The sequence below is a fragment of the Sphingomonas sp. BLHR8 genome (assembly GCF_056821725.1).
In genome coordinates this window covers 465,698-486,024 of record NZ_JBPDIM010000001.1, presented here as the reverse complement: position 1 = coordinate 486,024, position 20,327 = coordinate 465,698, and the positions used below count along the sequence as shown (strand labels likewise).

Sequence of the window (20,327 nt, the reverse complement as noted above, 5' to 3'; positions counted from 1 at the left end):
CCTCACGCGAACGCGCGCGCCTTGCGTAGCGTCGTCCACGCGTCGATCGTGCGGGTGAGCGCGGCTTCGTGAGTGCGATCGCCGCCGTTGCGGTCGGGGTGGAAGCGGCGAACGCGCTCGCTGTAGCGTTGGCGGACGGCGCGCAGGTCGGCGTCTTCGGTGAGGCCGAGTTCGCGTAGCGCGCGCTGTTCGTCGGGCGTGAAGCGCGCTGAAGGGGGCGGCCGGCGGTAGGCGGCGTAACGCGCGCCGAGCGCGTCCATCGGATCGCGAAAGTCCGCCCAGCGCGGCGGCTGATCGGCGCCGCTCGAGGCAAAGGCGCGCGTCTCGCGCTCCCAGCCCGCGTAGGGCCGCTGCGCGTCGGCAATCTCGTCGGGGCTCATGCCGTCGAAGAAATTATAGCTCGCGTTGAACGCGCGGACATGATCAAGGCACAGCCAGCGCCAGCGCGGCGGGCCATCGGTCGGCTGCTCCCCCGAGGGCGCGCGGAACTCGCCTGCGGCTTCGCAGCCCGGCGCGGCGCAGGGCTGCTGCGACGGCACGCGGCCATGGAAGCGAGGGGACGGACGCGATGCCATCGCGGCCAGATGGGGAGCATGACGGCTACTGTCGAGGGCGACTGACCTTGATTGCAGCATAAGCGGTCGACCTCGGCGGCGGGCACGCTACACCGAACCTATGACCACGCCGATCACGTCCGAAATTCACGCCCGCCTCACCGCCGCGCTTGCGCCCACGCGGCTGGAAGTCAGCAACGACAGCGCTCAACATCGCGGCCACGCCGGCGATGACGGCAGCGGGGAAAGCCACTTTTCGGTGCTGATCGAGGCGCCGTCCTTCGCCGGCATGAGCCGCGTCGCACGGCAGCGTGCGGTTAACGCGGCGCTCGCCGACCTGCTCGCGACGCGCATCCACGCCCTCGCCATCCGCGCCATCGCTCCGGGAGAGACGGCATGACCACAGATATCGCCGACTTTCCGCAGACCCGAGTCGAGCTTAGCACGGGCGTCGGCCTCGACGTTGTCGACATCGGCCCGCGCGATGGCGAGGCGCTGATTTTTCTCCACGGCTTTCCTGAGTCGCATCGCACCTGGCGGCATCAACTCGTCGCGCTGTCGGATCGCTACCGCTGCATAGCCCCCGACCAGCGCGGCTATCGCGGCTCGGACAAGCCCGAGGGCGTCGACAGCTACAGCGCGGACAAGCTGATCGCCGACATCTTCGCGCTCGCCGATGCGCTGGGGATCGAGCGTTTCACCATCGTCGGTCACGACTGGGGCGGCGCGATCGCTTGGGGGGTGGCGCTGGCGGCGCAGATGAACGGCCGCGTGCGCCGGGCGGTGATCGCCAACGCGCCGCACCCGCACCTGTTCGCGAAGCTGTTGCTCGACAACCCCGAACAACGCCGCGCCAGCCAGTATATGCGGACCTTCCGCGACCCCGCGAACGACGAGCTGATCGCGCGCGAGGGCCTCGTCGGCATCCTGAAAAAGGGGGTCAGCTGGGAACGCAGCGCCGCCATGCCCGATGCCGAGCGCGACCGTCTGCTGGCCGACTGGCAGCGGCCGGGCGCGGCGATGGCGATGCTCAACTGGTATCGCGCGACGCAGCTGGCCATTCCGGCCGAGGACGATGTTGCACCTGAGCGCCCGGCCTTTGTCGATGCGCCCTTCCCGCCGCTCACCATCCCGACGCTGGTGATCTGGGCGATGGACGATCTCGCGCTGCCGCCGTGCAATCTCGACGGGCTCGATAGCTACGTCACCGACCTCACCATCGAACGCGTGCCCGGCGTCGGTCATTTCGTGCCGTGGGAAGTGCCCGACATCGTCACCGCCGCGATGACCCGCTGGCTCGCCGCGCACCCGGAGCGCGTGTGACCGGGTCTCGCGACACATCGCTGGAACCGATCAAGCGGGACGCCCCGCAGCCGGCCCCCGAAAGCGACCCGCTGCCCGAAAACAGCCTGGTCCGCGACAGCGATGCCGAAGATTCGGGCAAGGTCGGCTTCATCGAGCTGTTTTTCGACCTCGTGTATGTGTTCGCCATCACCCAGCTGGCGCACCACCTGGCGGAACAACCCGACTGGGCGCACGCGGCGCAGACGGGTATCCTGTTCCTCGCCATCTGGCTGACCTGGAACTTCACCACCTGGTCGATCAACTGGGTCGACCCCGACCGGGCGGCGGTGCGCCTCATGCTCGGGCTCGCCATGTTGGGAAGCCTGATCGCCGCCGCGGCGATCCCAACCGCCTTTGCCGAAAACGCGATGATGTTCGCGCTGCCCTATGTGCTGGTCCAGATCGGCCGCAACGGGTTCATGATCTATGCGCTGCGCGGTGCGAACCGCGCGACGTCGCAGGGCTTTTTGCGCGCGACGATCTGGCTCATGCTGGCGGCGGGGCTGTGGCTGTGGGGCGCGAGCCGGCCGCCCGACGAGCGATATTATTGGTGGGGCGGCGCGATCGCCCTCGAATATCTCGCCCCGCTGCTCCGCTTCCGCGTGCCGCTGCTGGGCGCATCGCAGACGCAGGACTGGCACCTGTCGGGCGAGCATATGGCCGAACGCTGCGCGCTGTTCATCATCATCGCGCTCGGCGAAGGCATCATCGTCACCGGCTCCACCTTTACCGACGCGGGCCTCGATTACGAAAGCGGGCTCGCGCTCGCGGTGGCCGTGCTGTCGTCGTTTGCGATGTGGTGGGTGTATTTCGACATCGGCGCCGAGCGCGGCTCCGATTTCATCGAGGAGCATGACGATACGGGCCGTGTCGCGCGTACCGCCTACACTTACGGTCATATTCCGATCGTCGCGGGGATCATCCTGATCGCGGTCAGCGACGAGATGAGCCTCACCCACCCGCTCGAACCCGCGAGCCACGTTTACACGCTGATCATCACGTTGGGCGCGCTTGCCTTCGTGTTGGGCACCGCGCTGTTCAAGCGTCTGTCGAGCAAGCGCCGGCAGTATCCGCTCTCGCACCTCGTCGGCGCGGGGCTGTTCGTGCTAGTGGGCGTCGTCGGGTGGGTGTTGAAGCCGCAGACGCTGGTGCTGGCGAGCCTCTCGGCGGCAGTCTTCATCGCCATCGCCGTGTGGGAATGGCTCGCCTTTCGCGGCGGCTTCATCGACCGGCTCGAGCGCCATGGCGTCGCGGTCCCTGGGTGGCTCACCCGCCGAGCGCGGGCCCGGCTGCGCGCACGCGAGGGGCATGCGGGCGAATAGTCACGCCTGCGCGCCGCCCAGCCAGCGATAGGAGGCGCCGTGCGCGTGGCTGAGGCTGAGGAGTGCATCATCCGCCCCGCCCGGCCAGTAACGCGCGCGCACTTCATGGCGATGGACGGTGCGATTGGCCTCGACCGAGATGTGCGCGATCGGTCGCTCAGGAGTCGCCCGCACTCCGGCCGCCGCCAGCGCCGACTCGATCCGCGCCTGCTGATCGGCGGGAATATATTGCCACACCACCGAATGCATGACGACGCGCGTGACCCCCGCCGGCTGCGGTTCGGCGAGCGCCGCCTCGACGAAATCGGCGGCGCTCGTCTGCGCTACGTCGGGCCGGAGTGACGCCGCCAGCGTCACCGCTGCGTCGAGCCGGGCGAAGCGCTGCGTCTGTTCGGGCCAGATGTACGCCGCGAGGCGAGCGGCCTCAGCGGGTCGGGTGAGGTCGATCGGCGCCACGTCGCAACCGCGCGCCGAGACGATCTCGAACCGTTCGTCCGGCGGCGGCGGGCCTTCCCACTCGGGCGTCAACGACAGCGCCGCGTCTGCCGGACCCACCGTCACCCCGCCGAGGTCGTAGCGATAATGCGCCAGCATCAGGTTGATGCCCGCGCTGGACCCCAATTCGAGCAGCTCGAAGCGCGGCGGCAGCCCCTGCGACGTCAGCCACAGCAGCGCCTGGACGTAGCTCGACGATCGCCCCGCCTCGTTGGTCTGCGGCGGGCCGTCGAGCCACGGCATCAGCGTATCGCCGTGCGCCTCGATCACTCGCGCAATGATTGCCGCAGCGTCCGCGACCTGCGCGACATCGCCGGCGTAGAGCGGCGCCAGCTCCGGCGCGGCCCCCCTGCGGTAAAGCGCGTGGAGGCCGCCCGCCGCGCGCAACGGCAGTGCGTCGGCGAGCGGCGCCCCCTGCCAGCTTGCGATGCGCTTGAGGAAGGGATGACGCGGCTCGCGCAGCAACAGCGCCAGCGCGCCCACAACTCGCGCGGTGATCGGCGCGGCATTGGCCTCGCAATAGGCGACCTGGTTGGCAAAGGCGGTCGCCACCGCGCCGTCGCCGGCGATCGCAATGTCGACAAATTCGTACGCCTTGCGCACCCGCGTGCCTCCCCTCGCCAGAGGTGCAGCTTAGCGTTAGAGGGGCGGCATGTCTCGACCCTCCCCCTCCCCCCGTTCGCGCGCGGCCGCGCGTGCGGCGGCGCGGCTGGCGGCCGTGCAGGCGCTCTACCAGCATGACATGGAAGCGACCCCGCCCGCGCAGCTGATCCACGAATTTCACCACCACCGCATCGGCAGCGTCATCGACGACGAAGCGTTCGACGACGCGGAATATGCGGATGCCGAACTTGCCTTTTTCGACGATCTCGTCGCGGGCACGATCACCCGCCTCGCCGATGTCGACGCCGCCCTGTCGGCGCGGCTGGCGCAAGGATGGCGCCTCAACCGGCTCGACCGCGCGATGAAGGCGGTGCTGCGCGTCGGCGCCTACGAAATCATGGCCCGCCCCGACGTGCCCGCGCGCGCCACGATCAATGAATATGTCGAGGTCGCCAAGGCGTTTCACGAGGCACGCGAGGCGGGGTTCGTCAACGGCATCCTCGACGCGCTGGCCAAGGCGGAGCGGGCGGAGCCCGCGCCCGCGGGGGACGCCTGATCGCGGGCGAGCTGGCGTGGATCGAGCGGCTGCGCTCGCTCGCCACCCACCCCGCCGCGCGCGGGCTGAATGACGACGCGGCAGTGCTGAGCGTGGGCGGCGAGACGTTCGTCTTCACTCACGACATGATGATCGAGGGGGTGCATTGGCTCCGCGATGGCGACGCCGCCGACGTCGCGTGGAAGCTGGTTGCGCGCAACCTCTCCGACCTCGCCGCCAAGGGCGCGACGCCGGTCGGCGCGCTGCTCGGCTTTACGCTCGCGGGCGATAGCGCCTGGGACGCCCGCTTCGCTGAGGGGTTGGCGCAGGTGTGCGCGAGGTTCGACTTGCCGCTGCTGGGCGGCGATAGCGGTGCGGTTCCCCCCGGCAGTGCGCGCGTGCTGGGACTGACGGCTATCGGGCGCGCGGCGCGTGGGGCTCCTGCGCGCAGCGGTGCGCGGCCGAGCGACACGCTATGGCTCGTCGGCGAGATCGGCGCCGCCTTCGCCGCCTACCGCCACCTCACCGGCGCCGGTGCCGCGACCGACAGCGAGGTCACGCACTTCCTCCGCCCGACGCCGCGCCTTGCCGAGGGTCAGGCACTGGCGAGGGCAGGCGCAAGCGCGATGTGCGACGTCAGCGACGGCCTGCTCCGCGACGCCACGCACATCGCGGAAGCGAGCGGGGTCACGCTGGCGATCGAGCGCGCCCCGGTCCCCTTCGCCGCGTCGATCACCGCCGACATCGCCAACGCGGCGCTGCGCTGGGGCGATGATTACGCCCTGCTCGCAACGTTGCCCCCGGGCGTGGCGCCGCCCTGCCCCGCTGCGCGCATTGGCTACGTTCGCGCACGCGGAGCCGCACCGCTGATGCTTGACGGGGTAGCGGTCACGGGCTCGCTCGGATGGGAGCATTAGCTCTCCCCCCTTTGTAGGGAGGGGCCGGGGGTGAGGGCCGAGCCGCGTCCGCGGCTCGTGAAGAAGCCTAGCGCAACCTCCAACGAGTCTCATACGCTCGCGGACGCGAGCGGGCCCCCACCCCACCCTCGCCACAAGGGGGAGGGGGAAGGTGACGGCACGGTCTCATCGCCGCACGACCCGCGCCAAATTCCGCTTTTCATCCAAGCAGTGCTCGGCTTAGTCATCGCATTGAAACTTGGCGGCGATCGTACGGCGGGCGGTAGGCCCGACACGGGCGACGTCCGCCGCTTGGGAAGGGGTCCGTGTTCGCATGACATTGAGTCTCATCGCCATCCTGCTCGGCCTGGTGGCCGTGCTCTACGGCGCCGTCACCAGCCAGCAGGTGCTGCGTTCGCCCGCGGGCAACGCGCGGATGCAGGAGATCGCAGGCGCCATTCAGGAGGGTGCGCGCGCCTATCTCGGGCGGCAATATCGCACAATCGCCATCGTCGGCGTCGTGGTCGCGGTGCTGGTCGGCTATTTCCTCGGGCTGACGAGCGCGGTCGGGTTCGTGCTTGGCGCGGTGCTGTCAGGCGTTGCCGGCTATGTCGGGATGAACATCTCGGTGCGTTCGAACGTGCGGACCGCTGCGGCCGCGCAGAGCGGCTTGCAACAGGGCCTCACCCTCGCCTTCCGCGCGGGGGCGATCACCGGGCTGCTGGTGGCGGGCCTTGCGCTCCTCGCGATCGCGGGCTTCTTCTGGTATCTGACCGAGATCGGCGGGCGTGCTGCCAATGACCGCGTAGTTATCGACGGGCTCGTCGCGCTCGCGTTCGGTGCGTCGCTGATTTCGATCTTCGCGCGCCTCGGCGGCGGCATCTTTACCAAGGCTGCCGACGTCGGCGCCGACCTCGTCGGCAAGGTCGAAGCCGGCATCCCCGAGGACGACCCCCGCAACCCGGCGGTGATCGCCGATAACGTCGGCGACAATGTCGGCGACTGCGCGGGGATGGCCGCGGACCTGTTCGAAACCTACGTCGTCACCGTCGGAGCGACGATGGTGCTGATCGGCCTGCTCGTCGGCACCGCCGCGGGGGGCATGCTCACCAACCTCATGAGCCTGCCGCTGCTGATCGGCGGGGTGTGCATCCTCACCTCGATCATCGGCACCTACGCCGTTCGGCTGGGGGGCGGCACCAACATCATGGGCGCGATGTACAAGGGCTTCCTCGTCACCGCGTTGCTGTCGATCCCGGCGATCTACCTCGCCACGCAATATGCGCTGGGCGACATGAACCGTGTGCTCGGCGCGCGACTCGATGGAACGGGCGGCTTCACCGGCATGCAGTTGTTCTGGTGCATGCTCACCGGCCTCGCCATCACCGGGCTGATCGTGTGGATCACCGAATATTACACCGGCACCAACTACCGCCCGGTGCGCTCGATCGCCAAAGCGTCGGAGACCGGGCACGGCACCAACGTCATTCAGGGCCTCGCGGTGAGCCTGGAGGCGACCGCGCTGCCGACGATCGTCATCGTCATCGGCATCATCCTCACCTATCAGCTCGCGGGGCTGATCGGCATCGCCTTCGCCGCGACCGCGATGCTGGCTCTGGCCGGGATGGTCGTCGCGCTCGACGCCTATGGTCCGGTCACCGACAACGCCGGCGGCATTGCCGAGATGGCGGGGCTCGACGACAGCGTGCGGGAGAAGACCGATGCGCTGGACGCGGTTGGCAACACCACCAAGGCGGTGACCAAAGGCTATGCCATCGGTTCGGCGGGGCTTGCCGCGCTCGTGCTGTTCGCGGCTTACACCACCGACCTACGGCTGTTCTTCCCGCAGCTGGAGGTGAACTTCAGCCTCGAGAACCCCTACGTCATCGTCGGACTGCTGCTTGGCGCGCTCCTCCCTTATCTGTTCGGGGCGATGGGCATGACCGCGGTGGGCCGCGCCGCGGGTGACGTCGTTAAGGACGTGCGCGACCAGTTCCGGTCCAACCCGGGCATCATGGAGGGGACCAGCCGTCCCGACTATGCACGCACGGTGGACCTCGTCACCAAGGCGGCGATCAAGGAGATGATCATCCCGTCGCTGCTGCCGGTCCTGGCGCCGATCGTCGTCTATTTCGTGATCGCGCAGGTGGCGGGCCAGGCGGAAGCCTTCGCTGCGGTCGGCGCACTGCTGCTCGGCGTGATCGTCGGCGGGCTGTTCGTCGCGCTAAGCATGACGAGCGGCGGCGGCGCGTGGGACAACGCCAAGAAATATATCGAGGACGGCCACCACGGCGGCAAGGGCAGCGAAGCCCACAAGGCCGCGGTGACCGGCGACACCGTCGGCGATCCCTACAAGGACACCGCAGGGCCGGCGGTGAACCCGATGATCAAGATCACCAACATCGTTGCCATCCTGCTGCTCGCCGCGCTCGCGGGGCATGCGGGGGGATAGGAGCCTGTCCCACGGGCAGCCTTTCAAGCGGGCGGGGGCGATGAGCCCCCGCCCGTTTTGCTTTGGCTCAGAGGGCGCGAGGACCGAGCGGCCAACGCTAAACCTCTCCGTAACGGCTGCCACGCTAGGGTAGCGACACGATGAACGCCCGCCCCGCCCTCGACCGCGACGACGCGACGCTGAGCGTGCGGTGGCACCAACCCGCAGCATTGAGCGACGGCGATTGGGAGAGGCTCGATACGATCGCGGCGCGCTCGGTGGATCCCAACCCCTTTGCACGGGCCGCCATGCTGCGCAGCGCGATCGACGCCGGGTTGGGCGATTCGTCGCCGGTTATCGCCGAAGTGAGCGACTGCGGGGGCGATGGGGTCGCGCTGTTCGCGCTCGCCCCGATCCGACGCTACGGCCGCGCCCCCATCCGCAGCGTCACGACCTTTCGGCACCCGAATGGGTTGCTGCCGCCGGTGGCAATTCGCGCGGATACGGAAGCATCCGCCTGGGGCGCGTTGATCGATCGCCTCGGGGCGCAGTTTCGCGCTGCCCAATTCTGCGTTGCCGAGCTCCCTTCCGAGACTGCGACCGCACGAGGGCTGGAAATCGCCGCTTTGGCGCGCAATCTCCCCCTTCGCGCGCATGACGCCCACGCCCGGGCGATGATCGACACCGATCGCGGCGCCGCCGACTATTGGGACGAGGCCGTTCGCTCCAAAAAGCGCAAGGAGCTGCGTCGGCAATGGAGCCGGCTCGGCGAGCTGGGCGAGCTTGCCGTTGACCTTGCCGTCGAAGCGCACGGCCCAGGCTGGATCGAGCGGTTTCTGGCGCTGGAGGCGTCGGGGTGGAAGGGCAGTGCGCGATCGGCGCTGGCATCGGCTGACGCGACGCGCCGCTTCTGCCTCGACGGGTTCAGGGCAATCCACCAAGCTGGGCGCGTCGCGGTGACCGCCATCACGCTCGACGGGCGCGACGTCGCGATGCTGGTGACGCTGGTGGAGGGCGGCGACGCCTTCACCTTCAAGACCGCTTACGACGAACGCTACGCCCGCTTCTCCCCGGGTGTGCTGATTCAGCGCGAAAGCCTGCCGCGTCTGCTGGACTGCCGGCGGACCGACAGCCTCGCGGTGGCCGATCACCCGATGATCGACAGTCTGTGGAGCGAACGCCGCGCGGTCGCGAGTTACGCGCTGCCGTTGCCGGGACTCGCCCCCCGCCTTCAGTTTCACGCGGCGCACGCCGCCACGCGCGCCTGGCATAGCGCCAAGGCGTGGCGTCACCCGCAGGGCCCAGCAACATGACTCATGCCTTTGACGCGGCGGCGCGCGCGACCATCGCCGACGCCTATCCCAATCACGCCGCCAGCTTCGCGCACGCTTTTGGCGATCACCCGCTGCTCAGCCTCGACGCCCTCGCGGCATTGGGGGAGGCGCTGCCCCCGGCGCAGGTCGAGTTCAACCGCAGCGACATCGACGTCGCGACCCTGCCCGAAGATGCGCCCGCCAACGGACTCGGCATCGGCGACACCATCCCCACGATCGCCGACAACCGCAGCTGGGCGGTCCTCAAGAATATCGAGCGTGTTCCTGCCTACGCCGCGCTTCTCGACGCGCTGTTGGCGGAGATCGAGGATGTCGTCGCTCCCCGCACCGGCGACATGCTGACCCGGCAAGGATTTGTGTTCGTCTCGTCGCCGGGGTCGATGACCCCGTATCACTTCGACCCGGAGCATAATATCCTGCTGCACCTCGCCGGCGAGAAGGTGATGACCGTGTTCCCGCAGGCCGACGCGCGCTACGCCGCGCCGGAACAGCATGAACGCTATCATGCGGGCGGGCATCGGGGGCTGTTCTGGCATGAGCAAATGCGCGCCGGCGGCACGCCCCACCGCCTCACCCCAGGACAGGCGATATTGGTGCCGGTGATGGCGCCGCATTTCGTGACGGTGGGCGACGCACCGGCGATCTCCCTGTCGATCACCTGGCGGTCGGAGTGGAGCTACCGCGAGAGCGAGGCGCATGTCGCCAACCACTGGCTGCGCCAGCGCGGCTTCTCCCCCTCGCCCCCGCCCCGCTGGCCGAAGCACGCACGCACGAAAACGACGCTGTGGCGTGCGGCACGAAGGCTGCGGCTGGTGTAGCGGGAAGGACCGCCCGACGCGCCCTTTGCCAAGCCGCGCGCCATCCGCTATGCGCGCCGGCAAATCGGGGAGCCGCTCAACTGCGCTTCGAACGACAAGAGGTTGGATGGCGAAAGAAGAACTTCTGGAAATGCGTGGGCAAGTGGTGGAGCTGTTGCCCAACGCCATGTTCCGCGTCCGCTTGGAAAACGGGCATGAGATCCTCGGCCACACCGCCAGCAAGATGCGCAAGCACCGCATCCGCGTGCTCGTCGGGGACGAGGTGCTGGTGGAACTCACCCCCTATGACCTGACCAAGGGGCGCATCGCCTATCGCTACATGCCGGGCCGCGGCGGTCCGGGCATGAGCTGAGCCTTCAACGCGCGCGCTCGCCACGGCGGGCGACACCCGAGCGATGAGCGACACGCACGAAACGCCATCACAGGCTGACGCGGGCGCTGTGCGCTTCGTGCTTGCGTCCGGGTCGCCGCGCCGGCGTGAGCTGCTGGCGCAGATCGGCGTCGTGCCGGACGCGGTCGACCCGCCCGATGCGGATGAAACGCCGAAACGCGGCGAGCTCCCGACCGAATACGCCCGGCGCGTGACGCGCGAAAAGCTGACGATCGCGGCAGCGCGCCATCCTGGTGCGGTGGTGCTCGCCGCCGATACGGTCGTGGCAGCCGGTCGCCGCATCCTGCCCAAGGCCGCGGATGAGGCGGAAATCGCGGCGTGCCTGCGCCTCCTCTCCGGGCGCCGGCATAAAGTTACGACCGCGGTTGCGGTGGCCGCTCCGGACGGTCGCGTGCGCGAGCGGCTGGTGACGAGCATTGTCGCGCTGCCCGCACTGACCGAGGGCGAAATCGCCGACTATGCGGCCACGGGGGAAGGCATCGGCAAGGCGGGCGGCTACGCCATCCAGGGGCGCGGGGGTGCGCTCTGCCGGTGGATGAGCGGCAGTCACAGCGCCATCGTCGGCCTGCCTTTGTTCGAAACGCGCACATTGCTGCGCGCGTCGGGGCTGGCGATTGCCTGAGTGGCTCGTCGAGCGCGGCATCGGTGAAACCCGGGCCGCGCTGGTCGATGGCGGCGCCATCGTCGCGAGCCTGACGCGACGCGACGGTGAACTTGGCGCTGGCGATGTCGTCGCGGCGAAGATCGTATCGACGCGCGAAGGCGTTGCCCGCCTCGATGACGGGCGCGAGCTCAGCATTGTCGTGCCGACCGGAGCCAGCGAGGGCGCGCTCCTCCATTGGCGCGTCAACCGCAGCGCCCTACCCGAACGCGACCTCGTCAAGCGCGCGCGAGCTGTCGTCACCGGCGATGCGCCGTCCCAATCGACGCTCCTCGACGTGCTGGCTGCCAGCGGCGTGCGCGCAACACCGGTCCGGGTCGAGGATGGAGCGCTGGACGCGGCGGGGTGGAGCGAACTGGTCGCGGCTGCAGAGAGCGGCGTCGATAGCTTCCCCGGCGGGGTGCTGCGCATCGAACAGACCGCCGCCTTCGTCACCATCGACATCGACGGCGAACCGTCGCGGTCATTGGCCAGCCCCGGCGCCGTCGCCGCGGCCCGGACGGCGCGCCGCTGGGGGATAGGCGGACAGATCGTCGTCGATCTGCCCCGCGAGCAGACGCGCGCCGAGCGCCGTCAGATCGAGGCGGCGATCGGCGAGGCGGTGCCCGACCACTTCAGCGCGATCCGAGCCCATGAGGGGGGTCTGCTGCACTTCGTCGCGCCGCGCGAGGGCGTGTCGCTGCTCGAACGTGCTCGGTTCGAGCCGGTCGCAAGCGCCGCGCTCGGACTGCTCCGAACCGCGCAACGCGCGCGCGGCACCGGCGAGCTTACGCTCGTCACGCATCCGGCGGAGGTGGCTTGGCTCGAGGCGCGGCCGACTCTCATCGCGGCGCTGGAGCGCGGCCTCGGGCGCGCGGTGCGCTTGCGAGCGGACCGCGAACGCGGCATCGGTCGCGGCGATGTCCACTGAAACGACCCCAGCTTCGCGGCCCTGCCCGGTGTGCGGAAAGCCGCAATCGCGGGACTTTCGTCCATTTTGTTCGCGCGGTTGCCGCGATCGCGATCTGATCGCCTGGTTCGGCGAAGATTACCGTATCGCCGGCGCCCCGGTGGACCCCGACGCCGATCCCGACGCGGTCGCGCCCACGCAGGAGTAAGCGCTCGCGAAGGGCTGGACAAAGCCGCCGACCCGTCCCTATAGGCGCCACTCCGACGCCCGTCGCGACGCATTGCCGCGTCCAGCAGGCGACGCGCCCAGGTAGCTCAGTTGGTAGAGCATGCGACTGAAAATCGCAGTGTCGGCGGTTCGATCCCGTCCCTGGGCACCATTACCACGCTGAAATACTAGCATTTCAGCCATTCTCCTCGGGTTGGAAATCGAAGCGGGACCGAAGGTTGGAAACCGCAGCATCCGCCAGCGCAGCGCGATTGGCCGACTGGGCGTAGTAGGCGAAGGTCGCATCCTTCTTGTGGCCCGTCACCGCACGGCCCTGCGCGTCGGTGGCACCGCTCTCCGCGAGACGCCGCGATTGCGCTTTTTTAATCCCGTGCATCGACCGGTTTTCCAGACCCGCCGCGCGGCACCATGCGCGCGCCTTGTTGCCGAGCCCTTCGACGCTGAACGGCCGCCCATAGCTGTTTGTGATCAGGTAGCGGATGGACGTGGCAGGGAGGGCGTCGAGCGCCGCTTTTGTGGTCGGCAGCAGCGGCACGCTGGTCGCATCGTTATTCTTGGCGTGCTGCAGGTGTATGCGCCCCCCGCGGATCGCGCTTCGCTCCATCGTGGCAATCTCGCAGCGACGGCCGGCGACGTTGAGCGTCAGTTCCAGCATGGCCCGAGCCATCGAGCCGAGCGGGTGGTAGGCGCGATAGGCGGCAATGTCGGCTTCATCCCATGCCGTGTGCCCCGGTCCCTCGGCAAAGCGCCTGACGTAGCGGATCGGGTTTTCCTTTATGGCCCCGGTGGTGATCGCGAACGAGAAGAAGCCGTTGAGCGCCTTGCGTAGATAGTTGGCCTGCGCGGGTGTTTCGTGCATTTTGCCGAGCGCGGTGGCGAGCACCGGCACGACCAGCTTGTCGACGGGCCAGACGCCATAACGGCGACCGATCTTGTCGCGCGTGTCCGCGAAGCGCGTGAGGAAGCGGCACTGGATCAGGTTCGTTCGGTCGGCCCGACGCTGCCACCCTGGTGAAGCCCGGTATTGCGCGAACACGGCGTCGAAGGTGCCGGCCTTCGCAGGGGTTGCGGCGAGCACTGGCTGAGCCTGTCTCGGTTCGCGCGCCAGCAACTCGGCATAGGCCCGGTGGAACTCCGGCGAGCCCGGAGAATCGGCGAGGTAGGCGCTGCCGAACCCCTTGCGGATGAACCGATAGCGGGTGCGCCCGTGACGATCTTTCACGGCATACACGTGGCGAGGGAGCTTAGGCGTCATCGGGGCGGAACTCCTCCTCCGGCTCCGGCGCATCATTGACCGGCTCGCCAACGATGACCTCGATGCGCTCGCGGCGCAAATCCATGACGATGCGCGCACGCGCGAAGCCAGCCGCCGCAACCGCTTTGGTCGCGCGCTCCATATCGGCTTGCGTGATACGCGCCGGCGCTGTCACGGACGCTCGCCCATGATGTCGTCGGACAGCCGCACCATACCGGCTTCACGAACGATGATGCCGGGCGTTGCAAGTCTCCCGAGATAGGTGCCGAACGACCCCCCGCTCGCCACCATGCCGACTGCCGCGGCGAGATCATCGCGCGACAGGGGCTGCGGGTGTGCGTCCAACAGTGCTTCGACCAGTTTGGGCGTGCCGGACAGTCGGCCAGCCCACCAGCGCGCGAGGTCAGGGCCGGGTGGCGGTAGCGTCGGCACGTCCCCAATCGCCTTCGCTCCGGTCTCCGTCGCAAACCAAAAGCCATCGCGTCGCTCGATAAGGGCCGCGGCTTTGAGGCGCCCCTTGTAGGTGCCCCACGTCCCGCCGCTCCGCTTAAACCCGGCGGCAAGCGCCCATTTCGCCTCGGTCATGCCGCTTGGATAGACACTTGCGAGGGCGGCAAGCGGCTTCGCGCCGCCGGATGGAACCTCGCCCACCTGGACGATGGGCTTGGGCGCCGGAGTGGCGCGCGATGCCGGCGCGGGGATGGTGCGATCGGAAGTTGCGCCGCTGCCGGGTCGCAGCGCCTTGAGTGCCGCCTGCATCGCGGCCGTCGCTGCGGCGAACCCGGCGCGCTCGCCTTCGGCTCGTGCCGCAGCGATCTCGTCTGCGTTGGCGACGACACGTTCCGGCTGAGCCTTCGCCTTTTCGGCTTTGCGCAGCTCGCGGGTCAGCCGGGCGACCTCGGTTTTCAGCGTAGCGGGATCATTCGCCTTCGCATCGTCCTCAATCGCAGCGAGCCGCCCGCGCAACGCGCCCAGGTCGAGCGGTTTCAGCGATGCCGTGCGCCGCACTTCGCCGCGCTTCGGCGTGCGCGAGCTGTCGAAGGTCGCTTTGGCAGGGAAGCGCTCGGTCGCCAGCTTGCCATGCCCCGGCAGCCACACGACCGCCTGCCCCTTCTCCATCGTCGGCAGGCTGGCGAGGATTTCCCGACCTTCGCCCTTATCGGCCTGTCCTTCGATCCACGCGCCAATCGCGTCGCGATCCTGCGACGAGGTGAGTTTGAACGCGACAAGGCCATCCGCCTGCGACAGCACGTCTTTCGACAACACCGCCGGGCGCTGCGTGATCAGCCAAGGGATAAAGCCCTTCACGCGCCCGCGGCGAACGATCTCCTCCATCCGGCTCTGCAGCATCGGCTCGGATGCCTTCTGCGGTGCCCAAAGGTCAGCTTCGTCGAAGATCAAGTGAATCGGGTCGCCGCTGGCGTTCCGATAAAGCGTCTCGAGGAAAGCGAGCATGAAGCGCCGCTCCGACGCCTTCGTGCCGAGCGCACCCAGGCTGACGATGCAGCTCTCGGCCATCGTCGCGACCGTCTCGCCGATCAGCTTGCCCGCCTGTTCGTTCAGCGGCAAGTCGCCATGCGCGCCGCCAAAAATCGGCAGGTTGAAAGGGGACGGCGAGCCATCTGCGAGGGAGCGAAGACCCCACCACACGTCGAGCGGGTCGACAATGACGACGCGCGCGCCGCTATCGAGCAACCGCTCGACACAGGTGCCCGCGCCATAGGTCTTGCCTGAGCCGGACGTGCCGACGAACGCCATGCGGTCGTCCAAGGCTGCAATCGGAATCGGAAAGCTCACTGGCGCCCTCCTTGAAGCACACGCCACCCGGTGGCGTAAAACAGCGCGTGCGCGACCGGGTCGTGCGGCGGGCGTGCGGGGTCGATCGCGTCCATCAGGCGGGCCCCTGCGCGGCGCCTGCGAGCAAATCATCTGGCACGGCGAAGAAGCCCTGCGCGCCCCGGAAGGGGATAGGCTCGGGCAGCGCGCGCGCGTCATCGAGCCGCCATGCGAACCGTCCCGGCGTGAAGTCGCCAAGCATCCAGTCCGGCCCGTCAGTTTCGAGTTCGAGCATGAGATCGTCGGTCGGCACGCAATCCGCCAACGTGGCCACCGCAACGATCGCCCCGAGGGGGCCATCGCGCAGCCGGTTGTCGCCAATCGCGCGTGCGAACCGCAGCGCGGCGTCCCGCTCGGTCAGCGTGTATCGCTTGGCGGCATGTATCGCGATCCGCCCGCGGTAGCGCGTCGACCAGCTTCGCGTTTCGTGTCGCTTATAGCCGAGTGCTACCGCGCTGGCCCAAGGCTGCCAAAGGGAGATAGCGCGCATCAGGCGGGGACTCCATTATGCTCGCGCCCGTCGAGCAGGCGACCGGCGGCGCGCTTGCCGACGCGAACGGCGACCTGCCCGTCAGGGAAGCTGTGAATCGCCGCTCCGTCAAAGCGCCGCCCGTGCATCGCAACCGTCCGCGGACGAGGGGCCGATAGGATTGGTTGCCAATCCCCGTGCTGCTTAAAGTGGAACGCGACCCCCGCCGCCTCGCACTGGTCGCGCAGCGAGCGCGCCCAGTCGGGGTGCATCGGCCGCGCGCCGGGGCCGCTCTCGCCGCCGACGATGACCCAATCGAGGCCCCGCATGTCGCCTTCGATCGGCCCCAGCAGCGGTTCGGCGCTGACGAAGCGCACCGCGGCAGGTGTGGCCTTGAGATCAGCCGTCCGCTCATCCCAGCGGCTCTGGTCCTCGGCGCTGACGCCAAGCCAGACGTTGGGGAGAGGAAACGTCACCGTCCCGCCGGGCAGGGCCGCGCCGATGAACTGGCCCATCCGAAGCCGCTGCTCATGACGAGAAATCGGCAGAGCGCCTGCTTCGAATGCGTCGGGCCAAACCATCATCCAGTCACCCGCGCGCCGGCTCATATACTCCCGCATCCGCGCGCTGCGCTTCGTCAGGATCATGTGCCGGTGCTGCGGGGTGAGCGCGCAAACGGCAAAGACCTTGTCGATCCACTCGTCGGGCACCGCTCCGTGGAAGGTGTCGCCGTGCGCGTTCCAGAATATCGATCGCGGTTTGCGCCAGCGCAGCGGTTTTAGCAGCTGATCCTCGGCGAAGCGCACCTCGCCGGTCCACACCATGCCGCCCTTGCTCGGCTGGGTGAGGCCCTGCCGGATCGGGAAGCGATGCGCCTGCTTCATCGCGTAGCAGTTAGTGCATCCCGGCGACGCCAGGGAGCAGCCGTTTATCGCGTTCACCGTCGCGTCGGCCCATTCGATCTTGGTGCCGTCAGCCATCACCCCCTCCCCGTCAGTCGCCGCCACAGCGACGGGCGCGGATTGTCGGCCCACGGTGCGTTGCGGTCGCGGCGGATGCGCTGCGCTTCACGGTCGCGCTGGGGGCGCGTGTCCATGCGGATCGGGGTCAGCGCGGGGGTCATGCGTCACCGTCCGGCACGCCATACTCATCGCGCAGCTTTGCGACGGTCTGCGTGTATTCTGCGCTTGCTGCAGCCCACTTGCGCTGTCGCTCCGCATGCGCGGAGTTAATGCGAGTCTTCATGGCCATCGCGCGCTCCTCAGTGTCGGAAACGATCTCCGGTCGAGTGCGACAAAGGCGGTCGCCGATTGTATAGGTCCAAGGCGTCACGGCGCTAACCTGCTGAGGTTTTCCCCAAATGGCTGCTCCGGTAACCCAATCCCCCACGGCCACACCTAAATTGTTCGGCTTGCGTTCGCTCATCTCATCTCTCCCTCCCCCGGCAATCTCTGCCCGCGCCGGGGGTGCGCCTGCGGGTGGCGATGGGGTCAGGCGGCGTCCGCCACCAGCGATTGCTCAAGCGCGGCGATCACGTCGACGACGGTTTCGAGGCTGTTGGTCGCGTCGTCGCTCCACCGATCGACGGCGAAAGCATCCTCGACGTTCATGGCGACCTCGATCACGTCGGGCTCATCCGCGCCAAGGTCGGCAAGCGTCGCGCTGTCTATGACGCGCTCCACGCCCACGCCGAGCGTTTCGGCGATGATCTGGCGCACGCGGGTTGCGTCGGCGGGGGTCACGCGGCCATCCTTCGACGCATCCGCTCAAGTTCGACCGTGGCGTGATGATCAATCGCCGACGCAGCCTCCGCAGCGGTCAACCCCGACCTGGTGAGCTCGCGATACATGGGCCGCAGATCCGCCGGGATATGCGCGAGCTTCGTGTTGGAGCCGTGTCTCCCCGCTTTCGCGCGCGCCGCAGCGTTGCCGATCAGTGCTTGGTGGCCCTGCTCCCACAGGCGGATGCGCTTTGCGGTTTCGCGTCGGCGCGCCGTGGCGTGCGGAGTGTGGGCAACAATCCGCAACTGAGCGATTTTCCGAGCGCGGTAGTCAGGGTCGGCCCACCGCTTGCGAATGCCGGTGCGCTGCCTTGCGCAGATGTCCGGTCGCGCCGCCATCGCCCGATTGAAGCATCCCCGACAGTAGCCGGACCTGTTCTTTCGGTTGAGCTGCGCTTCGCATGCAAGCGTGGCGCACTGACGACGCGGCATCACTTGGCCTCCGCTGCCGCAACGCGCTTGCCGGCCTCGCTAACCAGCGCGTCAAAATCGGCGACGCTCAGCCGCTGGCGGTAGGACTGAACCAGCGCGTCAAGTTCCGGGAGGGGAACCTTGCCGACCGCCTTAAGCGCGTCCGCGAGTTTCGCAGGCTTCGGCGGCGCATCCTCATAGTTCGGAGCGCCGTCATCTGCGGTGCCATCGACCGCGGCAAAGGTGGCGCTGTCGAGCTGCTCCGCAATGCGCCGTTCTTCGTCAGGATCCGGCACCGGAGCAGCGGCGGAGTCCCCGACCAGCTCCCCAGTCTCGGGATCGTGGGCGTCGGACAGCGCCGGCACGTTGTTGCGGCTCGGAAGCGGGGCGGCGTCGGACTGCGGAGCGGTGGCGATGTCAAGAGCGGTGCCAGCGATGAGCTCGCCCTCACTATCGCTCCGCGCTTCGACGTCTATCAGATCGCCGCTCATGGGAAGCGTCTTGCTGTGGCGACGCATCACGGTCTTTTTGGCCTGCTCGGGAAACCAGTCGACCCACGGCCCCTTGGGTTCGATCGCTTTGCCGTCGCGCGTCGTCCTGCCAATCGCGCCCGTCTGGCTCGTCTGGCGCACGCGGTTGATTTCGGAGCGACGCATGACTTCGTACGATTGCATTGGCGGCTGATTGGCGTCGCCTTTGAGCGTGGCGATCGAGTATGCCGCGACGATGTTGTCGTCTGACATGTCCTCGTCGGTCAGGTCGAGCGCCGGGCGGTGACGCAAGGTTCGGTCAACACCCTCCTCGTAAATGAAGAGCCCGCGCTCAACTTCAGCGCGGTAGACGACGCCCGGTTTCAGGTCGATGACTTCGCCCGACTGGAGGATTTTCTTCCGTAGCCCGTAGACCATCGGCATATACTGCACGAGCTTTACGGACTCCCACCGACCGTTGATCTGTTTGCGAGTGGTGAAGATGACGAGTGCGGCTTCGCGCTTGTCAGGCAACAGGCCGTCTTGGGCTGCTTTATAGCACGCCGTGATGAGCGACCCGCGATCAGCGTCCAGAAGGTCCGGGTCGCTTGCGACCGCGGTCATAATGACGGCTTGGAACTTCTCGAACGTAATGTGCGCCGGCAGGGCGCTGCTGATTTGGTCGCGTCGGCTCGCGATCTGCAAGCGCAGCTTGTCCGACGGGGTGCCGTCCTGAGCGGTAACCACGCTGGCGGCTGGCATGGGGGAAAGGGCGCGAGATGCCATATTCATTCTCCTGTGCGGGGGGGGGGGGGGTCAGCGCGTGGCGACGCTGGAAACGGTGAAAATGCGGGCGCCCTTGATCTCGCGGGCGCCGCCTCGGGCTTCGGCGGCGATCAGCGTGTTCAGAACCTCGACGACCTTGGGGTGCTTGAGCAGCCGGTCAGGCAGCTGGCGGACGTTCACGACCTCGCCGGTCCAGCGCTCGACGATGGTGGCGCGCCCGCCCAGGTCGCCGCGGATCGGCGTCGTGGCCGGTGCGGCGGGCGGTGGTGCTGGCGCAGACTCCGGTTCTGCGTCGGCCGCCGGGTTGGGGAGCGCTTCCGCCTCGCGGCGCGCCCGCTCTTCCTCGGCGGCGCGAAGGGCGGCCGCTTCCGCGTCGCGACGGCGACGCTGCTCGAACGCAAGTATCGCATCCTTGAGCTTGGCTTCGATCCGCAGCAGTGGCGCGGCCTTCGCATCAGCGCGCGCCTTCAATGCGCGCGTCGCATCGAGCATCGGTCGATTCAGCGGTTCGCGCAGCGCCTCGATGCGCTTGCGGCACGTCGCCGCCTGTTTCGCAGCGTCGGTGTAGCGCCCAGCCTGCTCTTCGTTCTCGCACTCGGCGACGATCGCGTCTTCGCGCTCGAGCAGCGCCGCCATCTTGGCGGTCAGGCTCTCGTCGGCCTCGATCGCAGCCTCGAGCTGGTCGAGAACTTCCTCGTCGAGAGGCGGCCGGTTGTGGCCTCGCGGCGACGTCCCCGGGCCTGCGACTGGCGGCATAGGGTTGGTGTCGAGAGACGAGAGGGCGTGGGCGCGCTGGATAACGGTCATGGGAAAGCTCCT

At 68.4% G+C, this 20,327-nt stretch carries 25 protein-coding genes and 1 tRNA gene; 13 read left to right on the top strand and 13 right to left on the bottom strand.

All coding sequences use genetic code 11. From position 1 onward, the window contains the following. Positions 1-2: 2 nt before the first annotated feature. Entirely contained in the window at positions 3-575 is a 573-nt protein-coding gene (locus ACRYJK_RS02535; RefSeq protein ID WP_482666017.1) for a molecular chaperone DnaJ, read from the bottom strand. 100 nt (positions 576-675) lie between these two features. Between ACRYJK_RS02535 and ACRYJK_RS02530 the strand changes: the two genes are divergently transcribed. Genes ACRYJK_RS02530 through ACRYJK_RS02520 form a run of 3 tightly spaced genes read left to right on the top strand, consistent with a single transcriptional unit; the run spans position 676 to position 3,220 of the window. Then, positions 676-954: a BolA family protein gene (locus tag ACRYJK_RS02530; RefSeq protein ID WP_482666016.1), complete on the top strand. Its 279-nt coding sequence runs from the start codon at positions 676-678 to the stop codon at positions 952-954. After that, positions 951-1,877: an alpha/beta fold hydrolase gene (locus ACRYJK_RS02525; protein ID WP_482666015.1), complete on the top strand. Its 927-nt coding sequence runs from the start codon at positions 951-953 to the stop codon at positions 1,875-1,877. Before ACRYJK_RS02530 ends, ACRYJK_RS02525 begins: the two co-directional genes overlap by 4 nt. Beyond that, entirely contained in the window at positions 1,874-3,220 is a 1,347-nt protein-coding gene (locus ACRYJK_RS02520; RefSeq protein ID WP_482666014.1) for a low temperature requirement protein A, read from the top strand. The genes ACRYJK_RS02525 and ACRYJK_RS02520 overlap by 4 nt, the downstream gene beginning before the upstream one ends. On the opposite strand, the gene ACRYJK_RS02515 is transcribed toward ACRYJK_RS02520, so the two are convergent. Then, entirely contained in the window at positions 3,221-4,318 is a 1,098-nt protein-coding gene (locus ACRYJK_RS02515; protein WP_482666013.1) for a DUF2332 domain-containing protein, read from the bottom strand. It lies immediately after the preceding gene. Between the two features lie 49 nt (positions 4,319-4,367). Here ACRYJK_RS02515 and nusB point away from each other — a divergent pair, with 49 nt between their 5' ends. The 10 genes from nusB (at position 4,368) to ACRYJK_RS02465 (ending at position 12,652) form a co-directional block, all read left to right on the top strand. Beyond that, on the top strand, positions 4,368-4,874 hold the full coding sequence (gene nusB / locus ACRYJK_RS02510) for a transcription antitermination factor NusB (RefSeq protein WP_482666012.1): 507 nt from the start codon (positions 4,368-4,370) through the stop codon (positions 4,872-4,874). After that, complete coding sequence (thiL, locus tag ACRYJK_RS02505) at positions 4,871-5,770, top strand: thiamine-phosphate kinase (RefSeq protein WP_482667379.1); 900 nt, start codon at positions 4,871-4,873, stop codon at positions 5,768-5,770. Before nusB ends, thiL begins: the two co-directional genes overlap by 4 nt. A 313-nt stretch (positions 5,771-6,083) precedes the next feature. Further along, positions 6,084-8,201 (top strand): sodium-translocating pyrophosphatase, encoded by a 2,118-nt coding sequence (locus ACRYJK_RS02500; protein WP_482666011.1) that lies wholly within the window; start codon positions 6,084-6,086, stop codon positions 8,199-8,201. Between the two features lie 140 nt (positions 8,202-8,341). After that, a complete protein-coding gene (locus ACRYJK_RS02495) occupies positions 8,342-9,493 on the top strand; it encodes a GNAT family N-acetyltransferase (protein WP_482666010.1) in 1,152 nt (383 codons plus the stop codon). Then, on the top strand, positions 9,490-10,332 hold the full coding sequence (locus ACRYJK_RS02490; RefSeq protein ID WP_482666009.1) for a transcriptional regulator: 843 nt from the start codon (positions 9,490-9,492) through the stop codon (positions 10,330-10,332). Before ACRYJK_RS02495 ends, ACRYJK_RS02490 begins: the two co-directional genes overlap by 4 nt. A 106-nt stretch (positions 10,333-10,438) precedes the next feature. Next, positions 10,439-10,684: a translation initiation factor IF-1 gene (infA, locus tag ACRYJK_RS02485; RefSeq protein ID WP_482666008.1), complete on the top strand. Its 246-nt coding sequence runs from the start codon at positions 10,439-10,441 to the stop codon at positions 10,682-10,684. 88 nt (positions 10,685-10,772) lie between these two features. Further along, a complete protein-coding gene (locus tag ACRYJK_RS02480) occupies positions 10,773-11,345 on the top strand; it encodes a Maf family protein (RefSeq protein WP_482666007.1) in 573 nt (190 codons plus the stop codon). Further along, a complete protein-coding gene (locus ACRYJK_RS02475; RefSeq protein WP_482666006.1) occupies positions 11,338-12,294 on the top strand; it encodes a ribonuclease in 957 nt (318 codons plus the stop codon). The genes ACRYJK_RS02480 and ACRYJK_RS02475 overlap by 8 nt, the downstream gene beginning before the upstream one ends. Beyond that, positions 12,284-12,481, top strand: coding sequence for a DNA gyrase inhibitor YacG (locus ACRYJK_RS02470; RefSeq protein ID WP_482666005.1), 198 nt, complete (start codon positions 12,284-12,286; stop codon positions 12,479-12,481). Before ACRYJK_RS02475 ends, ACRYJK_RS02470 begins: the two co-directional genes overlap by 11 nt. 95 nt (positions 12,482-12,576) lie before the next feature. Further along, a tRNA-Phe gene (locus ACRYJK_RS02465) sits at positions 12,577-12,652 on the top strand. A gap of 24 nt (positions 12,653-12,676) precedes the next feature. Here the strand turns inward: ACRYJK_RS02465 and ACRYJK_RS02460 are convergent. From ACRYJK_RS02460 to ACRYJK_RS02410, 11 genes are all read right to left on the bottom strand, one after another. Next, on the bottom strand, positions 12,677-13,723 hold the full coding sequence (locus ACRYJK_RS02460) for a tyrosine-type recombinase/integrase (RefSeq protein WP_482666004.1): 1,047 nt from the start codon (positions 13,721-13,723) through the stop codon (positions 12,677-12,679). A gap of 22 nt (positions 13,724-13,745) precedes the next feature. Beyond that, entirely contained in the window at positions 13,746-13,931 is a 186-nt protein-coding gene (locus ACRYJK_RS02455) for a hypothetical protein (RefSeq protein ID WP_482666003.1), read from the bottom strand. Continuing rightward, positions 13,928-15,553, bottom strand: a complete 1,626-nt coding sequence (locus ACRYJK_RS02450; protein WP_482666002.1) for an ATP-binding protein — start codon at positions 15,551-15,553, stop codon at positions 13,928-13,930. The genes ACRYJK_RS02455 and ACRYJK_RS02450 overlap by 4 nt, the downstream gene beginning before the upstream one ends. Before the next feature lie 94 nt (positions 15,554-15,647). Further along, positions 15,648-16,082, bottom strand: coding sequence for an ASCH domain-containing protein (locus ACRYJK_RS02445; protein ID WP_482666001.1), 435 nt, complete (start codon positions 16,080-16,082; stop codon positions 15,648-15,650). Next, positions 16,082-17,041 (bottom strand): phage Gp37/Gp68 family protein, encoded by a 960-nt coding sequence (locus ACRYJK_RS02440; protein ID WP_482666000.1) that lies wholly within the window; start codon positions 17,039-17,041, stop codon positions 16,082-16,084. Before ACRYJK_RS02440 ends, ACRYJK_RS02445 begins: the two co-directional genes overlap by 1 nt. Continuing rightward, on the bottom strand, positions 17,041-17,184 hold the full coding sequence (locus tag ACRYJK_RS02435) for a hypothetical protein (RefSeq protein ID WP_482665999.1): 144 nt from the start codon (positions 17,182-17,184) through the stop codon (positions 17,041-17,043). The genes ACRYJK_RS02440 and ACRYJK_RS02435 overlap by 1 nt, the downstream gene beginning before the upstream one ends. Continuing rightward, a complete protein-coding gene (locus ACRYJK_RS02430) occupies positions 17,181-17,486 on the bottom strand; it encodes a hypothetical protein (RefSeq protein ID WP_482665998.1) in 306 nt (101 codons plus the stop codon). The genes ACRYJK_RS02435 and ACRYJK_RS02430 overlap by 4 nt, the downstream gene beginning before the upstream one ends. 65 nt (positions 17,487-17,551) lie before the next feature. Further along, entirely contained in the window at positions 17,552-17,803 is a 252-nt protein-coding gene (locus tag ACRYJK_RS02425) for a phosphopantetheine-binding protein (RefSeq protein WP_482665997.1), read from the bottom strand. Next, complete coding sequence (locus tag ACRYJK_RS02420) at positions 17,800-18,180, bottom strand: hypothetical protein (RefSeq protein ID WP_482665996.1); 381 nt, start codon at positions 18,178-18,180, stop codon at positions 17,800-17,802. Before ACRYJK_RS02420 ends, ACRYJK_RS02425 begins: the two co-directional genes overlap by 4 nt. A gap of 92 nt (positions 18,181-18,272) precedes the next feature. Beyond that, positions 18,273-19,508, bottom strand: a complete 1,236-nt coding sequence (locus ACRYJK_RS02415; protein WP_482665995.1) for a recombinase RecT — start codon at positions 19,506-19,508, stop codon at positions 18,273-18,275. Positions 19,509-19,538: 30 nt separating this feature from the next. Continuing rightward, positions 19,539-20,315, bottom strand: a complete 777-nt coding sequence (locus ACRYJK_RS02410) for a hypothetical protein (RefSeq protein WP_482665994.1) — start codon at positions 20,313-20,315, stop codon at positions 19,539-19,541. Between the last annotated feature and the right edge of the window lie 12 nt (positions 20,316-20,327).

Bases quoted from the DNA above. Each gene is read 5' to 3' on its own strand.
- ACRYJK_RS02535 (WP_482666017.1), bottom strand. From the start codon at position 575: ATGGCATCGCGTCCGTCCCCTCGCTTCCATGGCCGCGTGCCGTCGCAG.
- ACRYJK_RS02530 (WP_482666016.1), top strand. From the start codon at position 676: ATGACCACGCCGATCACGTCCGAAATTCACGCCCGCCTCACCGCCGCG.
- ACRYJK_RS02525 (WP_482666015.1), top strand. From the start codon at position 951: ATGACCACAGATATCGCCGACTTTCCGCAGACCCGAGTCGAGCTTAGC.
- nusB (WP_482666012.1), top strand. From the start codon at position 4,368: ATGTCTCGACCCTCCCCCTCCCCCCGTTCGCGCGCGGCCGCGCGTGCG.
- ACRYJK_RS02500 (WP_482666011.1), top strand. From the start codon at position 6,084: ATGACATTGAGTCTCATCGCCATCCTGCTCGGCCTGGTGGCCGTGCTC.
- ACRYJK_RS02495 (WP_482666010.1), top strand. From the start codon at position 8,342: ATGAACGCCCGCCCCGCCCTCGACCGCGACGACGCGACGCTGAGCGTG.
- ACRYJK_RS02490 (WP_482666009.1), top strand. From the start codon at position 9,490: ATGACTCATGCCTTTGACGCGGCGGCGCGCGCGACCATCGCCGACGCC.
- infA (WP_482666008.1), top strand. From the start codon at position 10,439: ATGGCGAAAGAAGAACTTCTGGAAATGCGTGGGCAAGTGGTGGAGCTG.
- ACRYJK_RS02470 (WP_482666005.1), top strand. From the start codon at position 12,284: ATGTCCACTGAAACGACCCCAGCTTCGCGGCCCTGCCCGGTGTGCGGA.
- ACRYJK_RS02445 (WP_482666001.1), bottom strand. From the start codon at position 16,082: ATGCGCGCTATCTCCCTTTGGCAGCCTTGGGCCAGCGCGGTAGCACTC.
- ACRYJK_RS02440 (WP_482666000.1), bottom strand. From the start codon at position 17,041: ATGGCTGACGGCACCAAGATCGAATGGGCCGACGCGACGGTGAACGCG.
- ACRYJK_RS02435 (WP_482665999.1), bottom strand. From the start codon at position 17,184: ATGACCCCCGCGCTGACCCCGATCCGCATGGACACGCGCCCCCAGCGC.
- ACRYJK_RS02430 (WP_482665998.1), bottom strand. From the start codon at position 17,486: ATGAGCGAACGCAAGCCGAACAATTTAGGTGTGGCCGTGGGGGATTGG.
- ACRYJK_RS02420 (WP_482665996.1), bottom strand. From the start codon at position 18,180: ATGGCGGCGCGACCGGACATCTGCGCAAGGCAGCGCACCGGCATTCGC.
- ACRYJK_RS02415 (WP_482665995.1), bottom strand. From the start codon at position 19,508: ATGGCATCTCGCGCCCTTTCCCCCATGCCAGCCGCCAGCGTGGTTACC.
- ACRYJK_RS02410 (WP_482665994.1), bottom strand. From the start codon at position 20,315: ATGACCGTTATCCAGCGCGCCCACGCCCTCTCGTCTCTCGACACCAAC.